Here is a 15,202-nt window from a genome sequence, read left to right as displayed (position 1 = left end):
AATTTTATTTTTGTGACACAAATCACAAAAATAAAAAATTGGAATACCAATTTTGGAAAAAATATGGAAAATATCATTAATAGAACATATACCCGAATTGGAGAGTTTCTTAAGCGAGATATATCTCAAGGCATTTATGACGTTGGAGATAAGCTGCCTACTGAACGAGAAATTTCTGAAAAATTTGGAGTAAGTCGAACTATTGTGCGCGAAGCAATGGTAATGCTAGAAGTTGAAAAATTAGTAGAAGTTAAGAAAGGGTCTGGGGTTTACGTTGTTAGGATACCCAAAACTCATTCCGAACCAGAAAATACTAGTCTACCAGATGTTGGTCCTTTTGAATTATTACAAGCTCGCCAGTTATTAGAAAGTAGTATTGTAGAATTTGCAGCACTACAGGCAACAAAGAAAGATATTTTAAATTTAAAACAAATTTTACATCGAGAAAAAGAATTACTTGCTCTAAATCAAGATGACTACAGCGCAGATAAAGATTTCCATATCGCATTAGCAGAGATAACACAAAATGATGTACTAGTAAAATTGCAAGAACAATTATGGCAATATCGTTTTAACAGTGCAATGTGGGCTCAGTTACACACTAGAATTTTACAAAAAGATTATCACCATTTATGGATAAAAGATCATCACGCAATTTTACTAGCGATTCAGAAGAAAAATGCTAATGCTGCTAGAAAAGCAATGTGGCAGCACTTAGAAAATGTAAAAGTAAAGTTGTTTGAGTTATCTGATGTAGAAGATCCACATTTTGACGGATACCTATTCAATACAAATCCGGTTGTTGTAGGTATCTAACTACTTACAATAACATAGGAGTTTAAAAATGGAACAAACATGGCGTTGGTATGGCCCCAAAGATCCGGTTTCTTTATCTGATATTCGTCAGGCCGGTGCAACCGGTATTGTGACCGCACTTCACCATATTCCAAATGGAGAAGTGTGGTGTATTGAAGAAATTGAAAAACGTAAGGCTGAAATAGAACATGCAGGCTTAACTTGGTCTGTTGTGGAGAGTGTACCGGTTCATGAAGAAATTAAAACACAAACCGGTAATTATCAAAAATGGATTGATCACTACAAACAAACGCTACGTAACTTGGCCCAATGCGGCATTGACACTGTGTGCTACAACTTTATGCCTGTTTTAGATTGGACCCGCACCGATTTAGCCTATGAATTGCCGGACGGTTCTAAAGCATTGCGGTTTGATCATATTGCTTTTGCCGCCTTTGAACTTCATATTCTAAAACGTCCAGGGGCTGAAAGCATTTATAACCAAGACGAAATCACTGCAGCAAAAACCTACTACGATCAAATGACGGAAGATGAAGTTCAGCAGCTTACCCGAAATATTATCGCTGGGCTTCCTGGGGCTGAAGAAGGCTATACGTTAGATGAATTTCAAAGCCAATTAGACCGCTATAAAGAGATTTTACCGGAAAAATTCCGCTCGCATTTGTCTTATTTCTTAAATGAAATTGTACCGGTTGCACAAGAAGTTGGGATTAAAATGGCGATTCATCCTGATGATCCACCCCGCCCGATTTTAGGTTTACCACGAATCGTATCAACTATTGAAGATATGCAATGGTTTGTAGAAACCCAGCCTTTACCTGCTAATGGTTTCACAATGTGTACCGGCTCTTATGGTGTGCGTTCTGATAATGATTTAGTGAAAATGACGGAGCAATTTGCCGACAGAATTTATTTTGCTCATTTACGCTCCACCCAACGTGAGGATAATCCTTTTAGTTTCCATGAAGCGGCGCACTTAGAAGGCGATGTAGATATGTTTAATGTAGTGAAAGCGTTATTAAGCGAAGAATATCGTCGCTTAAATCATGGTGAAACCCGTTTAATCCCAATGCGTCCGGATCACGGTCATCAGATGTTAGATGATTTACATAAAAAAACCAACCCGGGTTATTCTGCGATTGGCCGATTAAAAGGTTTAGCCGAATTTCGTGGGTTAGAAATGGCGTTAAAGAAAGTTTATTTTAATAAATAAAATGATTTCTTGTAAATTGAATAAAATCAGCACGTGAATCCGTGCTGATTTTATTTAGTAGAAAATATATTAAGGTTATTTACTTGTTAAATATTTTCATTTTGCTTTTTGTAGCTTAGCATAGGCGTTTAACAACGCCTGATGTTCTTTGAAATTCTCTAATTTCTCATCACTTGCCGGAAGATTGTAGAAAGGATTTCCATTCTCTATGACGGCAGCCCAAGCCTGTTCAGTGGTTTCCTTGCCATACATTTTTTCAAATGCACTGCGATATTGTTCAGGAACACGATTTTTATCTAAACAAAGTTCAAGTACGCTAATGAGCGCACGATAATAATTGGTACGTTCCGGTGTGAACACAGAACTATTCATATTTAGCGTCCAGTTAGCCCAATCCAATGCTTGTTCTAATTCGCCTAATGCGAGGTGTAACATGGATTTCAATTCGCCTACCCGTAAGGTTGTCCAGCCGCTAGTTTTAGGAGCAACGATGCCGATAAACTCTTGAACGCGGGTCGCATCATCAATATTTTGACTGTCCAATTCTTCTAACAATTCTGCGTAAGTTTCAGGGACGTGGTGCCAGTTTGGTAAATCTAATAGAATTTCTCGCCAATCCATTCCCATATTGTTATTGGCATAGATCAAGTCGTCTGCCGGGTAAATATCTGACATGCCCGGTACGATGATACGGCAAGCATATACGCCCAAATGGTTGTAATCCATAATGTACACCTCTTTATTTTCCTGACGAAAAATCGCCATGAGGTTGTTGTATTCTTCTTGGGTTGTGCCGGAAAAATCCCAATCGACAAATGTATAATCAGGCGTTTGTTTGAATAAATCCCACGAAATTAAACCACTGGAATCAATGAAATGGGTTTCAAGATTGGCATGCTCGGCGACATCTTCATTACTAAAGGAAGGTGGTGAAAATACGTCTAAATCTTTCAAACTACGACCTTGGAGAAGTTCTGTCACGGTACGTTCTAATGCCACTTGGAAATTAGGATGAGCGCCGAAAGAGGCAAAGCAAGTGCCGTTATTGGGATTGAATAACACTACGCAAATCACCGGATATTGACCACCTAAGGAAGCATCAAAAGCGTAGATTGGAAAGCCTTCTTCTTCTAATTTATTGATAGAAACTTGGATAGATGGATAGCGAGCCATCACTGTGGTTGGAATTTCCGGTAAGCTTATCGCTTCAGCGATAATTTTGTTTTTGACATAGCGTTCAAACACTTCCGATAGACCTTGTACACGGGCTTCAAATCTGGAGTTACCTGCCGACATACCATTTGATACATAAAGATTAGCGATAATACTTTGTGGAATATATAGCGTTTTTTCATCGGATTGGCGAATATAAGGCATTGCGACAATACCACGATCGTAATTACCTGATTGTAAATCGACTAACAATTCCGGTGTGAGTTCACCATTAGGATCAAAATAGGCAAGTAGGTCATCATCTAAAATACCTTTCGGTAGCATTGATTCATCTTCAATTGGAAACCATTTTTCACTTGGATAGTGAACAAAACTGCTATTTGCAATTTCTTGCCCTAAATAGAAATCTGCAAAAAAGTAGTTAGTGGAAAGACGTTCAAAATATTCTCCTAATGCTGATGCGAGCGCCGCTTTTTTGCTTGCTCCTTTGCCGTTTGAGAAACATTGAGGACAATCTTTATCACGAATATGAACCGACCAAACATTCGGTACAGGATTAAGCCATGAGGCTTCCTCAATATTAAAACCAAGTGCGGTTAATTTTTGTTGAAATTTTTCGATGCTATCTTCTAAGGCGGCATCTTTGCCCGGAATAAAGGTTTGTTCAGTCATTTTTGTTCCTAAATAAAAAGAAAAGTGCGGTGAATAATAGGGGAGTTTGGGCGAGGGAGCAAGAATTGATTTTAAGCATAGCGCATTACTTGGCGTGAGGTGAACGGTGGTAATCGGGCATTTCCTCTTGGAAAGCTTCCGCCGGTTGTAAAAACGTTGGTGTTTTTGACCGCTCTTTCTCAGTATTGAGCGTGAAGGGAGTGTGACGTTTTTGTGCGATTATCAGCGTTAAAGGGGAAAATATCGTGGCGTATTGATGTTTGATAGCAATATTTTTGCGTTCCACAATATCAAAATGGAGCAACGCTAGCCAGTCAATAATACGCCAAGTCGGGTATTGGCGGAAAGGAAAATTCCCAAGTTTATGCTTAAAAATAAGTGGGCTGAGAGGATTAAATAAAGAAAGAAATAGCCAACCGTCATCCGATAATACTCGGTGTATTTCACGTAAGATTTGGTGAGGATCTTGTGCAAAGTTAAGTGTATTGATCAGAAAGCAGGCGCTAATTTCCTTTTGAACAAGCGGCAATGCCGTTAATTTTGCTTGGAGCAACGTATCATTTGCGGTTAAAAGTGCGGTTAAATTTGGCGAGATTTTTTCGCTGACCAATATTTGATGGCGCATAGGCAACTCGGCGATGACTTCTGCACTTAACGCACCGAGTTTTAATATTTGGTAATCTAAAATTTTTGATAGCCAAGGCGACAATGTTTTTTGTAATGCGTTACAATATGCCTCGCCCTGTGGGAGTTGCTGCCAACTTATTGGGGAAGAAAGAGGGTGTTTTGCCTTTGCTTGCCAGTTGATGATCATCAGATATCCAAATTTAGAGAGGAATTATGTTATTTGCCTTACCCGCCTTGAATGACAATTATATTTGGCTTTATCAACGTGAAAATTTACCGCTTATTATTGTTGATTTACCGGAAACTGACAAGCTTTTTACTTGGCTTGACGTGAATCATTCACCTATTGAAGTGCTATTATTAACCCATGAACATGATGATCACACTCAAGGTGTTGAGGCATTCAAGTTACGTTATCCGAATGTGCCCATTTATGGTTCACAAGAATGTGCGTCAAAGGGGGCAACCCAGATTGTTAATGAGGGAGTGATTATTACGCCAAATTATCATATCCAAGTGATTCCCACCGGCGGGCATACTGCACAACATATCAGTTTTGTTGTCGATAATCATTTATTTTGTGGCGATGCGTTATTTTCTGCCGGTTGTGGGCGTGTATTTACCGGTGATTATGAGCAAATGTTTGAGGGGTTATCACGCCTAAAAACATTACCTGATGACACCATTGTTTGCCCTGCTCATGAATATACGTTGGGTAATTTAGCTTTTGCGGAAACTGTGATAACAGATAAAAGTGCGGTTAAAAATCACCGCACTTTGGTGGCGCGTTTACGTGCGGAAGGCAAGCCGAGTTTACCAACAACGCTAGAATTGGAAAAATTAATTAATCCTTTTTTACAGGCAAAAACGCTGGAGGTATTTACTGCATTACGAAAAGCGAAAGATCAATTCTAACTATTTTGCGTTATTCTGAGAGGATGACAGAGAGTTGATTTGCTCAAACGACGGCAATTCATTAAAATAGCCCATAAGTTTCTCTCTAATTTTTCACCGCACGTTAAAAGTGCGGTTATTTTTAAATGTATTATGACCCTTCTTGTTCTTGGTATTAATCATAAAACGGCTTCAGTTTCTGTACGTGAAAAAGTCGCTTTTTCTGATGAAAAGCGGCGTATTGCCTTGCAACAAATTAAACAGCAGAACCTTGCCCAAGGTGCAGTGATTCTTTCTACTTGTAATCGAACAGAGGTCTATTTGCATCATCGCCAAATTTCACCACAAGAATGTGATGAATGGCAGAGAAGTGCAGAAAAATGGTTTGCAAATATTCATCAAATCCCTTTAGACGAACTTGTTTCCTGTATTTATGTCCATCAAAATCAACAAGCGGCGAATCATTTAATGAGAGTAGCTTGTGGTTTAGATTCTTTAATTTTAGGTGAACCACAAATTTTAGGACAGGTTAAACAAGCTTTTCAGGTGAGCGAAGACTATTATCAAACGGAAAACTCACCTTTTTCCACAGAGCTTTCCCGCTTGTTCCAAAAAACATTTTCTACGGCAAAACGTGTACGTACGGAAACTAATATTGGAGAGAGTGCGGTCTCTGTTGCCTATGCGGCTTGCAGTTTGGCGCGTCAGATTTTTGAATCACTACAGGATTTGACCATTTTGCTTGTCGGCGCAGGAGAAACGATTGAATTAGTGAGCCGTCATTTATTACGCCATGGTGTAAAAAAATTAATGATAGCGAACAGGACATTAGCAAGGGCTGAACAGCTGGTCGATACCTTGGTTACAGAAACTAAAATTGAGGTCTTTTCCTTAGAAAATTTGCAAAACGCTTTGAATCAGGCTGATATTGTCATTAGTTCTACCGGTAGCCCTAATGTATTAATTCATCAAAAGATGGTGAAGCTTGCACAGAAAAAACGGCATTATTCGCCAATGCTGTTAGTGGATATTGCGGTGCCAAGAGATATTGATGAAAATGTGGAAAAATTAGACAGCGTTTATCATTACACCGTTGATGATTTACAAGGTATTATTCAACGTAACTTAAACCAACGTGAGCAAGCCTCTAAACAAGCTGAGGGAATTATTGCACAAGAATGTGCCGATTTTTTTGAATGGTTAAAAGTACGTCAATTTTCCAATCTTATTAAGCATTATCGTGCTGACGCAGAACATATTCGCCAAGATTTGTTGGGGAAAGCATTACAACATTTGGCTCAAGGCGATAATGTGGAAAGTGTACTGCAAGAATTTAGTTATAAGTTAATGAACAAACTTATTCATGCGCCGACACAGACAATGCAATCCATGATGAAAGCAGGCAATGCCGAAGGGTTGCATTTGTTTTCTAATACTCTCAATCTTTCCCATCCCCTCGATGAAAAAAATAATTAAATTTTTGACCGCACTTTGTGGCTTTTTGGTCTTTTCTCTACAAGCGTCATATCGCACTTTTACAGAATCGAATATTACTTATGGTATTTTCCAAGCGAAACCGGAAGACGTAAGGTTACACTGGCGTGATAGTGAAGGCAAAAATTATCGCTCTCTGACGAATTTAAAACGCGAGTTGGAAAAAAATTATCAGGTAAAAATGATTATGAATGCCGGTATTTACAGTAAAAACGATGTCCCTGCTGGTCTATGGATTGAAAATGGTAAAGAATTGAATCCATTAAATATAAAACGAGGCCGTGGAAATTTTCATATTCAACCCAATGGGGTATTGGCATTGGTGGGAAAACAGGCTTACATTCTTACCACGAAAGCATATCAACAGAAAAAATTGAACCCCATATTTGCACTGCAATCCGGTCCAATGTTGTTAATTGAAGGGAAAATCAATCATCAATTCAGCCCAACGTTAGAAAGTTATCATAAACGTAATGCAGTATGTTTGAATAAGCAAAATGAACTTTTATTTATTCTGACGACATCAGGGAAACCAAATCTTTATACATTCAGTCAGGGATTACAGAAAATTGGTTGCCATAATGCCTTATATCTAGATGGTACAATTTCTAATTGGTATATTCCTAGCATGTTTAATAGTTTTCACTGGCACCATTTTGTTGGGATGATTTCTGTTGCAGAGTAGGGTAAAAAATAATAAAAGCGTTTTTTTTATAAGCAACTAAATCCAAAAATAGGATTTTTTATAAAAAGTGATTGACTAGATTGGGACAAATCAGCATAATACGCCCCGCAAAGCCGATATGGTTAGCAAGATGGCTACATAGCTCAGTTGGTTAGAGCACAACACTCATAATGTTGGGGTCGCAAGTTCGAATCTCGCTGTAGCCACCATGCGGGACTGGCGAAATTGGTAGACGCACCAGATTTAGGTTCTGGCGCCGAGAGGTGTGTGGGTTCAAGTCCCTCGTCCCGCACCATTTATCGCTTTGTAAGTCAAAATAGTAGTTGGGGTATCGCCAAGCGGTAAGGCACCGGGTTTTGATCTCGGCATCCCTAGGTTCGAATCCTAGTACCCCAGCCATACTATCCTAGTTTATCCTATATTCTTAGTTAAAAGAATTTCTATTGGGGTATCGCCAAGCGGTAAGGCACCGGGTTTTGATCTCGGCATCCCTAGGTTCGAATCCTAGTACCCCAGCCATATCAATTTTTGTTTTTTTGCTTCGTTTCGCCTTGTTTTGAAATTTCTCATTTCCAATGTAAAAATGCGATCAAAATTGACCGCACTTTAAGAATTCTTATCAAAATAAAACCTTGATTCAAAGGATTAACCACAAATTTTTTATTTTTTATTAGGTATCACTTCTTCCTGGCAATGAGGGCAATTTATGAGGTGTTCCTCATGGTTATGCACAATATAGTGTCCCATTTTTTTGGCTTTTGTATCTAAATATTTCGTATTATAGCGATTTTCCCCCACATTTAGAGGCACCCGTTCCACCACGTTAATACCTGCTTTTTTCATTGTTTCTACTTTTTCCGGATTATTTGTCATTAAACGGACTTTTTTTACGCCAAGTAACTCAAACATATCGGCACAGACCTCAAAATTGCGTTCATCCGCTTTAAAACCGAGGGCAAGATTGGCTTCAATCGTATCCATCCCCTGATCCTGTAAAGAATAAGCACGAATTTTATTGATTAGACCGATACCACGCCCTTCTTCACGGTGATAAATTAAGACGCCACGGCCTTCTTCCTTAATTTGACGAAGTGCGGTAGCAAGTTGGAAACCGCAGTCGCATTTTAAACTATGCAGGGCATCACCGGTTAAACATTCGGAATGAATGCGGGCTAAAACAGGTTCATCACTATTTGAAATATCGCCCATTACTAATGCAACATGTTCTTTTTTCGTATCGGGAAATTCAAACCCGACCATTTTAAAAATACCATATTCAGTCGGTAAATTAGCTTGAGTGACCAGTTGAATTTTTGCCATAAAGTTATCCTTATTCCTTTTCATTTCTGCTAAAATGCACACTTTGTTTTTTTATTATCAAGGGGCGAGCATGTTTAAAAGGCTGTCATTATATACGTTATTACTTTGTCTTGTACCGTTTTTTATGTGGGGTTTTTCCTATCAATGGAACGGTAATGCTCAACTCACGGAAGCTGATTATTGGCTTTATTTGCTCACCGAAACAGGCAGTGTGCCCTATGCGTTGATTACCTGTGGTGTGTTTGCTGTTATTTTTGGCTTTTTGTTTAAAAGTCGTAAACAGTGGATGCTAGGTGTGGCTGTAATGGCATTTTCTGTGGTCGCGACTCAAGCAGTGAAAACAGGTTTAAAAGCGGTTTTTAAAGAGCCACGCCCGTTCACGGTATATCTAGCGGAACAAACCAATCAAACTACAGAAAACTTTTATAGAAATGACCGCACTCAGCGGGCTGCGATTGCAAAAAACTTTTATTCTACTCAGCCAGACACGCCAGCTTGGCTTGTAAACCACTACGAAAATGAAACGGGTTATTCTTTCCCATCAGGACACACCATTTTTGCGGCGACTTGGTTAATGCTTGCCGTAGGGTTTACGCAATTATTAGGTAATCGTTCGTGGCAAGCTAAATGGCTGGTTGGAGCTATAGCATTATGGAGTTTGTTGATGTTAGTCAGTCGCGTCCGTTTGGGGATGCATTATCCTATCGATCTTTTTGTTTCAACGGTTTTTGCTTGGATAATCAACCTCGCTATTTTCGGTTTTTTACAGAAAAAACGATCTTCGTCATAAAATCAAAATAAAAGTGCGGTTAAAATTTCGCTTAGTTTTCCATTTTTTATAAGAGGATTTGATTATGTACTATGGTTTGGATATCGGTGGCACAAAAATTGAGCTTGCGGTATTTAATGAAAAGTTAGAAAAATTATATTCTGAACGTGTTCCTACTCCTAAAACCGATTACGATGAGTGGCTCAACGTGATTGTGGATTTAGTCAATCGTGCGGATGAACAATTTGGCGAGCGTGGCACGGTTGGATTAGGCGTACCGGGATTTGTGAATCAACAAACGGGGCTGGCGGAAATTACCAATATTCGTGTGGCGGATAACAAGCCTATTCTACGTGATCTTTCCGAACGTTTAGGGCGTGAAGTGAGAGCGGAAAATGATGCGAATTGTTTTGCCTTATCTGAAGCCTGGGATGAAGAAAATCAACAATATCCTAGCGTACTCGGGTTAATTCTCGGCACAGGATTTGGTGGCGGTTTTGTGTTAAATGGGAAAGTACATTCCGGGCAAGTTGGGATGGCTGGTGAGCTTGGACATTTGCAGTTAAATTATCACGCCCTGAAATTGCTTGGTTGGGATAATGCCCCGATTTATGATTGCGGTTGTGGTAATAAAGCCTGCTTAGATACCTATCTCTCCGGTCGTGGGTTTGAAATGTTGTATCATGATCTTAAAGGTGAAAAGCTATCTGCCCGTGAAATTATTGATGCCTTTTATGGTGGGAAAGAAAGTGCGGTCGATTTTGTGAACCTTTTTGTGGAATTAGCGGCGATTTCTATTGGAAACATTATAACGGCGTTTGATCCGCACATGATTGTGCTGGGTGGGGGATTATCAAATTTTGATTATTTATATGAAGCCTTACCAAAAGCGTTACCGGCTCATTTAATGCGTACGGCAAAAGTTCCGCCAATTAAAAAAGCCAAACATGGTGATTCCGGTGGTGTGCGCGGTGCGGCGGCGTTATTTTTAACTAAATGATTTTCTTAAGGCGTATGAATTTTTCATACGCTTTTTGTTTTTATCTAATAATTGTCCATTTTATTAAATAAAATCTTCTCAAATCTCATTTCTTTTCAATATTTTTTGATAAATATCGTTTTTTTTCCTCTTTTTCTCTACAATTCTTTCTCTTTATTTTCATTTGGGAGGAGCTTTATGGAATTGATTCACTATTTAGAACAATTATTAGTTTGGATTGTTGATCATCTTGATGGGCCACTATGGAATTTGACTATTGTCATTTTGCTTGGTGTCGGTTTATTTTTTACCATCACAACGGGGTTTGTGCAGTTACGATTATTTCCGATGAGTATTCGAGAAATGTGGTTTGGACGGGCGGCAGAAGGTAGCTCTTTAACCCCTTTCCAAGCCTTTGCTACAGGGCTTGCCAGCCGAGTAGGGGTAGGGAATATTGGTGGTGTTGCAACGGCGATAGCTCTTGGTGGCGAAGGGGCGGTATTTTGGATGTGGATCACCGCTTTTATTGGCATGTCGAGTGCCTTTGCCGAATCCACGTTAGCACAATTATTTAAAATTCAAGATAAAGATGGCTCATTTCGTGGTGGCCCGGCTTACTATATGGTACAAGGATTGAAATCACGTACTATGGCGGTGGCGTTTGCCATAGCACTCATTTTTACCTTTGGCTTCGCTTTCAATTCAGTGCAGTCAAATTCCATTGTAGAAGCGACCCGTAATGCTTGGAACTGGCAAGGTGAATATGTTGGTATTGCATTGGTGGTTTTAACTGCTGCGATTATTTTTGGCGGTATCAAACGCATTGCTGTCATTTCTAGTAGTCTCGTGCCAATAATGGCATTGTTCTATTTAATTATGGCGGTGATTATTCTGGGGATGAATATTGAATTGGTACCAACGGTGATCAATAACATTATCAAAAGTGCGTTTACCTTTGATGCAGCAGCAGGTGGCTTTTTCGGCGCAATGGTTTCCAAAGCTATGATGATGGGAATTAAGCGGGGGTTGTTTTCTAATGAAGCAGGGATGGGGTCAGCCCCTAATGCCGCAGCGGCTGCTCATGTGAAGCACCCTGTTAGCCAAGGTTTAGTCCAAATGCTTGGTGTGTTTGTGGACACGATGATGGTGTGCACTTGTACGGCTATCGTGATTTTACTTTCAAACAACTATGGAGGTGAGGAGCTTAAAAGTATTTCTCTCACGCAAAGCGCTTTGCAATATCATGTGGGTGAATTTGGCTTGCATTTCCTTGCCTTTATTTTGTTGCTTTTTGCTTATTCTTCAATTATTGGAAACTACGCTTACGCAGAAAGTAATATCCGCTTTATTAAAAATAAACCTTGGTTTGTGTTGTTATTCCGTTTAACGGTTCTGTTTTTCGTTTATTTCGGTGCTGTGCGTTCAGGCAATGTGGTATGGAATTTTGCCGATACAGTGATGGCTGTGATGGCAATTCTGAATTTGGTGGCAATCGTGCTACTTTCACCAATTGTGTGGAAATTACTGAAAGATTATCAACGTCAACTTAAAGCCGGAAAAACACCGGAATTTAAAATTGAAGATTATCCGGAATTGAAAAAACGGGTGTTTGAACAGCAAACTTGGAAATAACGGTATGATGTCGCAAATATATAGGGTAGGAATTTTACCGAGAGGTAGGAACATACACCTTTCAAATAAACCCTAAATGAGATTTGTACAACATATAATGTTGAGAAATAGTAAAGTGCGGTCAAAATTGACCGCACTTTTTTTATCCCTTCAAATTTCGATAAGTTAAAAAATAATAAGCGAGAACCGCGATTACGACACAAGCCCCCATTGTGAACAGCATGGGCGCTGCCGTGTCCATTTTCATGGTGGCGACTAAGCTTCCCATAATCGCACCGGTGGCAAAACGCACACTACCCACCAAGGAATTAGCCGTGCCGGACATTGTTGGGAATTTCTCTAAAATGGATGCCATCGCATTAGAAGAAATCAGCGGATTTTGCCCGACAAAAAACGCCACGCCTAGCGCCATTGACCAAAAACCGAAATCAAAAAGTGCGGTTAAAATGAGCCACATTCCCGATAAAAATTGAACGGTAAGACCAGTACGTAACATGGTTTCCGCACCAACTTTTGTGACAAATCGTCCGTTAAGAAAAGAGGCGAAAGTCATAATTGCAATATTCAGCATAAAGAAATAACCGAATTGATCTACGGGAATGCCGTAAATACCGATATACACAATAGAGCCCGCAGTCACAAAGGCAAATAAACCACCAAAACCGAAAGAGGCAGCGAACATGTAACCCAGCACTTCTTTTTGCTTCCACAGGCTCATAAAGTTTCGAGCAATAATATTCAAACGAAGTGGAATACGATTTTCTTTTTTGTGGGTTTCAGGAATGATAAAAAATACTAAAAATGCAGATAATGCTCCCATTAACGAAATAACATAAAAAATGGCGTGCCAGTGGAAATATTTTACGATATAACCACCGATAATTGGTGCAACCAATGGCGCAACCATAAATACCAGCGTGATGGTGGACATCACTTTTGAGAGTTCATTTTTACTGAATAAATCTCGCAATAATGCACCGGAAAGCACTACAGGCGCGGCACCAAAGAAACCTTGTACAAAACGAAGTGCGGTGAAATTTCCGATAGAATTGATTTCGGTTAGAACTAATGCGCTGATCGCACCGATAACCACGCCAAGTAAAATGATCGGTTTACGTCCGAAACTATCGCCGAAAGGACCCCAAAACAACTGCCCGAATGCCATACCATAGGCAAAGGCGGTGAGTGTGTGTTGAACTTGCTCTGGGCTGATTTGCAGATCTTTGGCAATTTCTAAAAAAGAGGGCAAATACATATCGACACCGAAAGGTGGCAACATGGATAAAATGCCCAATGTCATAATAAAGATAAAGGTAGGTTGGGTCGTTTTGTTCATATTATTTTCCTAAACTTGCGATTTCTGCTTGTGTAAGGGGGCGGTATTCACCTTCTTCTAGGGTTTCATCCAATACGACTTCACCGATTTTCCAACGGTGCAATTCGACGACTTTATTACCAAGTGCGGCAAACATTCGTTTAACTTGGTGATAGCGTCCTTCCGAGATGGTCAGATTGACATTGTAATCGTCTAAAATTTCAAGTTTTGCGGGTTTGGTCGGCGTTTTTTCTCCACGTAATAAAATCCCTTCTTCAAAAGTTCGCTCATAATGAGGTTCAACCGGATCAGCCAAGGTGACAAGATAGGTTTTTTCACAATGATGTTTCGGCGAAGTAATGCGGTGCGACCATTGCCCATCATCAGTGAGCAACACTAGCCCTGTGGTATCCACATCTAAACGCCCGGCACTGTGTAACTTTCCGGCGAGCGGGTAATCAAAAAATTGATAAATAGTCGGATAGTCACCATCATCATTTGAACATACACAACCTTGTGGCTTGTTCAACATCAAGTATTGTCCACCTTCTAACCAAGTCAGTCGGGTTTCTTCGAAATAAATCTCATCTTCCGGTGAAATTTTACGGGCACTATTTTTTTCAATTTCACCGTTAATTTTGACCGCACTTTGGCGAATGGCTTTGCTGGCTTGAGAACGGGTTAAGCCGGTATTTTCGGCAATGAATTTATCTAATCGCATAAGATTTTCTCTTTTTTATTTATTAGGGCGTTTTTCCGCAGACTTGAATCTGCCGATGAGAAAGGAAAAATAAAAAAACACCCTATGGGATTATTGGGGTAGTGATAAATTAAGTTTGGTTAAACCAAGATACATAATCAAATTGATCATAATACTTCATTCCATTCCAACCGGAAAAAGCAAATAAATCACCCACCTGATTTTGTCGTTCAAAACCTTGGATATAAAACGCAGAGCGTAACTCCGGATAAGGTTTATGGGTAAATACCACTTTATTTTTGAATGGAAGTTGATCAAAGGCGACAAGATTCTCATAAGTGATACCTTGTGCACCGTCTTTATCCGTCATGATGATAAATAAATTATCAGGATTGATCCGAGCAGATCGGATTTGCCATTTTTCTCTTGCTTCTTGCTCACTATGATAGTGCATAAAATGGATTTCAATATCTGACAGTTTTCCGACCGGATAGGCTTTCTCAGAGGCGATAAACTCAAGGGATTGCTGTTGATAAAAATCAATATTTTGCAAATAACGAATAAAGTCTCTTGGGCTTAAATAGAGATTTACAAAAGGTGAGTTAAAAGGTTCACCAAGATCATGCAAAATAAACGCACCGACACAGTTGGCGGAGATAACCGTCATACCATGGTTTTTTAAACGTGATTTGAGTTGATGATTAATGAATTTTCTTTGCAGTTGATTCACTGCTGTGTTGATTTTTGATAGCAATAGCGCCTCTCCTGAATGGTTGTATGCTACTCTCTTTAATCTATGAATTCAACCGATAATTTTTGTAACAAATTTGTAAAAATTTGCGGTTCATCACAAATTTAGGCGAAAAAAGGGCGTATAATCAGGTCGTTTTTTTAATTTGGTTCTATGCGAACC

The 15,202-nt window shown here is 39.5% G+C and carries 14 protein-coding genes and 4 tRNA genes; 12 read left to right on the top strand and 6 right to left on the bottom strand.

Going from position 1 to position 15,202, the window contains the following annotated elements:
* Nucleotides 1–63: 63 nt before the first annotated feature.
* The gene (locus E4T92_RS00440; RefSeq protein ID WP_135092995.1) at nt 64–816 is read left to right on the top strand and encodes a GntR family transcriptional regulator; all 753 of its coding nucleotides are present in this window, start codon (nt 64–66) and stop codon (nt 814–816) included.
* 28 nt (nt 817–844) lie between these two features.
* Complete coding sequence (uxuA, locus tag E4T92_RS00435) at nt 845–2,029, top strand: mannonate dehydratase (protein WP_135092994.1); 1,185 nt, start codon at nt 845–847, stop codon at nt 2,027–2,029.
* A gap of 96 nt (nt 2,030–2,125) precedes the next feature.
* On the opposite strand, the gene ycaO is transcribed toward uxuA, so the two are convergent.
* Nucleotides 2,126–3,874, bottom strand: a complete 1,749-nt coding sequence (ycaO, locus tag E4T92_RS00430; protein ID WP_135092993.1) for a 30S ribosomal protein S12 methylthiotransferase accessory factor YcaO — start codon at nt 3,872–3,874, stop codon at nt 2,126–2,128.
* Nucleotides 3,875–3,959: 85 nt separating this feature from the next.
* Nucleotides 3,960–4,688, bottom strand: coding sequence for a methyltransferase domain-containing protein (locus E4T92_RS00425; RefSeq protein ID WP_135092992.1), 729 nt, complete (start codon nt 4,686–4,688; stop codon nt 3,960–3,962).
* A gap of 26 nt (nt 4,689–4,714) precedes the next feature.
* Between E4T92_RS00425 and gloB the strand changes: the two genes are divergently transcribed.
* From gloB to E4T92_RS00390, 7 genes are all read left to right on the top strand, one after another.
* A complete protein-coding gene (gene gloB / locus E4T92_RS00420; RefSeq protein ID WP_135092991.1) occupies nt 4,715–5,416 on the top strand; it encodes a hydroxyacylglutathione hydrolase in 702 nt (233 codons plus the stop codon).
* Between the two features lie 132 nt (nt 5,417–5,548).
* Entirely contained in the window at nt 5,549–6,871 is a 1,323-nt protein-coding gene (hemA, locus tag E4T92_RS00415; RefSeq protein ID WP_135092990.1) for a glutamyl-tRNA reductase, read from the top strand.
* A complete protein-coding gene (locus E4T92_RS00410; protein WP_077540376.1) occupies nt 6,855–7,574 on the top strand; it encodes a phosphodiester glycosidase family protein in 720 nt (239 codons plus the stop codon). The genes hemA and E4T92_RS00410 overlap by 17 nt, the downstream gene beginning before the upstream one ends.
* Nucleotides 7,575–7,706: 132 nt before the next feature.
* Nucleotides 7,707–7,783: transfer RNA gene (locus E4T92_RS00405), tRNA-Met, on the top strand.
* Between the two features lies 1 nt (nt 7,784).
* Nucleotides 7,785–7,869: transfer RNA gene (locus tag E4T92_RS00400), tRNA-Leu, on the top strand.
* A 29-nt stretch (nt 7,870–7,898) separates the two neighbouring features.
* A tRNA-Gln gene (locus E4T92_RS00395) sits at nt 7,899–7,973 on the top strand.
* Between the two features lie 45 nt (nt 7,974–8,018).
* Nucleotides 8,019–8,093 (top strand) — tRNA-Gln (locus E4T92_RS00390).
* 141 nt (nt 8,094–8,234) lie between these two features.
* Here the strand turns inward: E4T92_RS00390 and ribA are convergent.
* Nucleotides 8,235–8,894 (bottom strand): GTP cyclohydrolase II, encoded by a 660-nt coding sequence (gene ribA, locus E4T92_RS00385; protein WP_077540378.1) that lies wholly within the window; start codon nt 8,892–8,894, stop codon nt 8,235–8,237.
* Between the two features lie 70 nt (nt 8,895–8,964).
* Here ribA and E4T92_RS00380 point away from each other — a divergent pair, with 70 nt between their 5' ends.
* From E4T92_RS00380 to E4T92_RS00370, 3 genes are all read left to right on the top strand, one after another.
* On the top strand, nt 8,965–9,684 hold the full coding sequence (locus tag E4T92_RS00380) for a phosphatase PAP2 family protein (RefSeq protein WP_135092989.1): 720 nt from the start codon (nt 8,965–8,967) through the stop codon (nt 9,682–9,684).
* Between the two features lie 64 nt (nt 9,685–9,748).
* Nucleotides 9,749–10,663, top strand: a complete 915-nt coding sequence (gene nagK, locus E4T92_RS00375; RefSeq protein ID WP_135092988.1) for an N-acetylglucosamine kinase — start codon at nt 9,749–9,751, stop codon at nt 10,661–10,663.
* Between the two features lie 177 nt (nt 10,664–10,840).
* Entirely contained in the window at nt 10,841–12,274 is a 1,434-nt protein-coding gene (locus tag E4T92_RS00370) for a sodium:alanine symporter family protein (RefSeq protein ID WP_135092987.1), read from the top strand.
* Between the two features lie 142 nt (nt 12,275–12,416).
* Here the strand turns inward: E4T92_RS00370 and E4T92_RS00365 are convergent, their stop codons facing one another.
* The 3 genes from E4T92_RS00365 to E4T92_RS00355 all read right to left on the bottom strand — a co-directional run bounded on the left by E4T92_RS00365 (nt 12,417) and on the right by E4T92_RS00355 (nt 15,043).
* Nucleotides 12,417–13,610, bottom strand: a complete 1,194-nt coding sequence (locus E4T92_RS00365) for a Bcr/CflA family multidrug efflux MFS transporter (protein WP_135092986.1) — start codon at nt 13,608–13,610, stop codon at nt 12,417–12,419.
* Between the two features lies 1 nt (nt 13,611).
* Complete coding sequence (gene rsuA, locus E4T92_RS00360; RefSeq protein WP_077550553.1) at nt 13,612–14,310, bottom strand: 16S rRNA pseudouridine(516) synthase RsuA; 699 nt, start codon at nt 14,308–14,310, stop codon at nt 13,612–13,614.
* Nucleotides 14,311–14,419: 109 nt separating this feature from the next.
* Nucleotides 14,420–15,043: a DUF1919 domain-containing protein gene (locus tag E4T92_RS00355; protein WP_135092985.1), complete on the bottom strand. Its 624-nt coding sequence runs from the start codon at nt 15,041–15,043 to the stop codon at nt 14,420–14,422.
* Between the last annotated feature and the right edge of the window lie 159 nt (nt 15,044–15,202).

It is taken from the genome of Pasteurella sp. WM03, assembly GCF_004570945.1.
Lineage (GTDB): Bacteria > Pseudomonadota > Gammaproteobacteria > Enterobacterales > Pasteurellaceae > Rodentibacter.
The sequence above is the reverse complement of the archived record's forward strand: the minus strand, read 5'-3'. Positions and strand labels throughout refer to the sequence as shown.

Coding starts and splice junctions, on each gene's coding strand:
- rsuA (WP_077550553.1), bottom strand. CDS start 14,310: ATGCGATTAGATAAATTCATTGCCGAAAATACCGGCTTAACCCGTTCT.
- E4T92_RS00365 (WP_135092986.1), bottom strand. CDS start 13,610: ATGAACAAAACGACCCAACCTACCTTTATCTTTATTATGACATTGGGC.
- ribA (WP_077540378.1), bottom strand. CDS start 8,894: ATGGCAAAAATTCAACTGGTCACTCAAGCTAATTTACCGACTGAATAT.
- hemA (WP_135092990.1), top strand. CDS start 5,549: ATGACCCTTCTTGTTCTTGGTATTAATCATAAAACGGCTTCAGTTTCT.
- nagK (WP_135092988.1), top strand. CDS start 9,749: ATGTACTATGGTTTGGATATCGGTGGCACAAAAATTGAGCTTGCGGTA.
- ycaO (WP_135092993.1), bottom strand. CDS start 3,874: ATGACTGAACAAACCTTTATTCCGGGCAAAGATGCCGCCTTAGAAGAT.
- uxuA (WP_135092994.1), top strand. CDS start 845: ATGGAACAAACATGGCGTTGGTATGGCCCCAAAGATCCGGTTTCTTTA.
- E4T92_RS00410 (WP_077540376.1), top strand. CDS start 6,855: ATGAAAAAAATAATTAAATTTTTGACCGCACTTTGTGGCTTTTTGGTC.
- gloB (WP_135092991.1), top strand. CDS start 4,715: ATGTTATTTGCCTTACCCGCCTTGAATGACAATTATATTTGGCTTTAT.
- E4T92_RS00440 (WP_135092995.1), top strand. CDS start 64: ATGGAAAATATCATTAATAGAACATATACCCGAATTGGAGAGTTTCTT.
- E4T92_RS00380 (WP_135092989.1), top strand. CDS start 8,965: ATGTTTAAAAGGCTGTCATTATATACGTTATTACTTTGTCTTGTACCG.
- E4T92_RS00425 (WP_135092992.1), bottom strand. CDS start 4,688: ATGATCATCAACTGGCAAGCAAAGGCAAAACACCCTCTTTCTTCCCCA.
- E4T92_RS00370 (WP_135092987.1), top strand. CDS start 10,841: ATGGAATTGATTCACTATTTAGAACAATTATTAGTTTGGATTGTTGAT.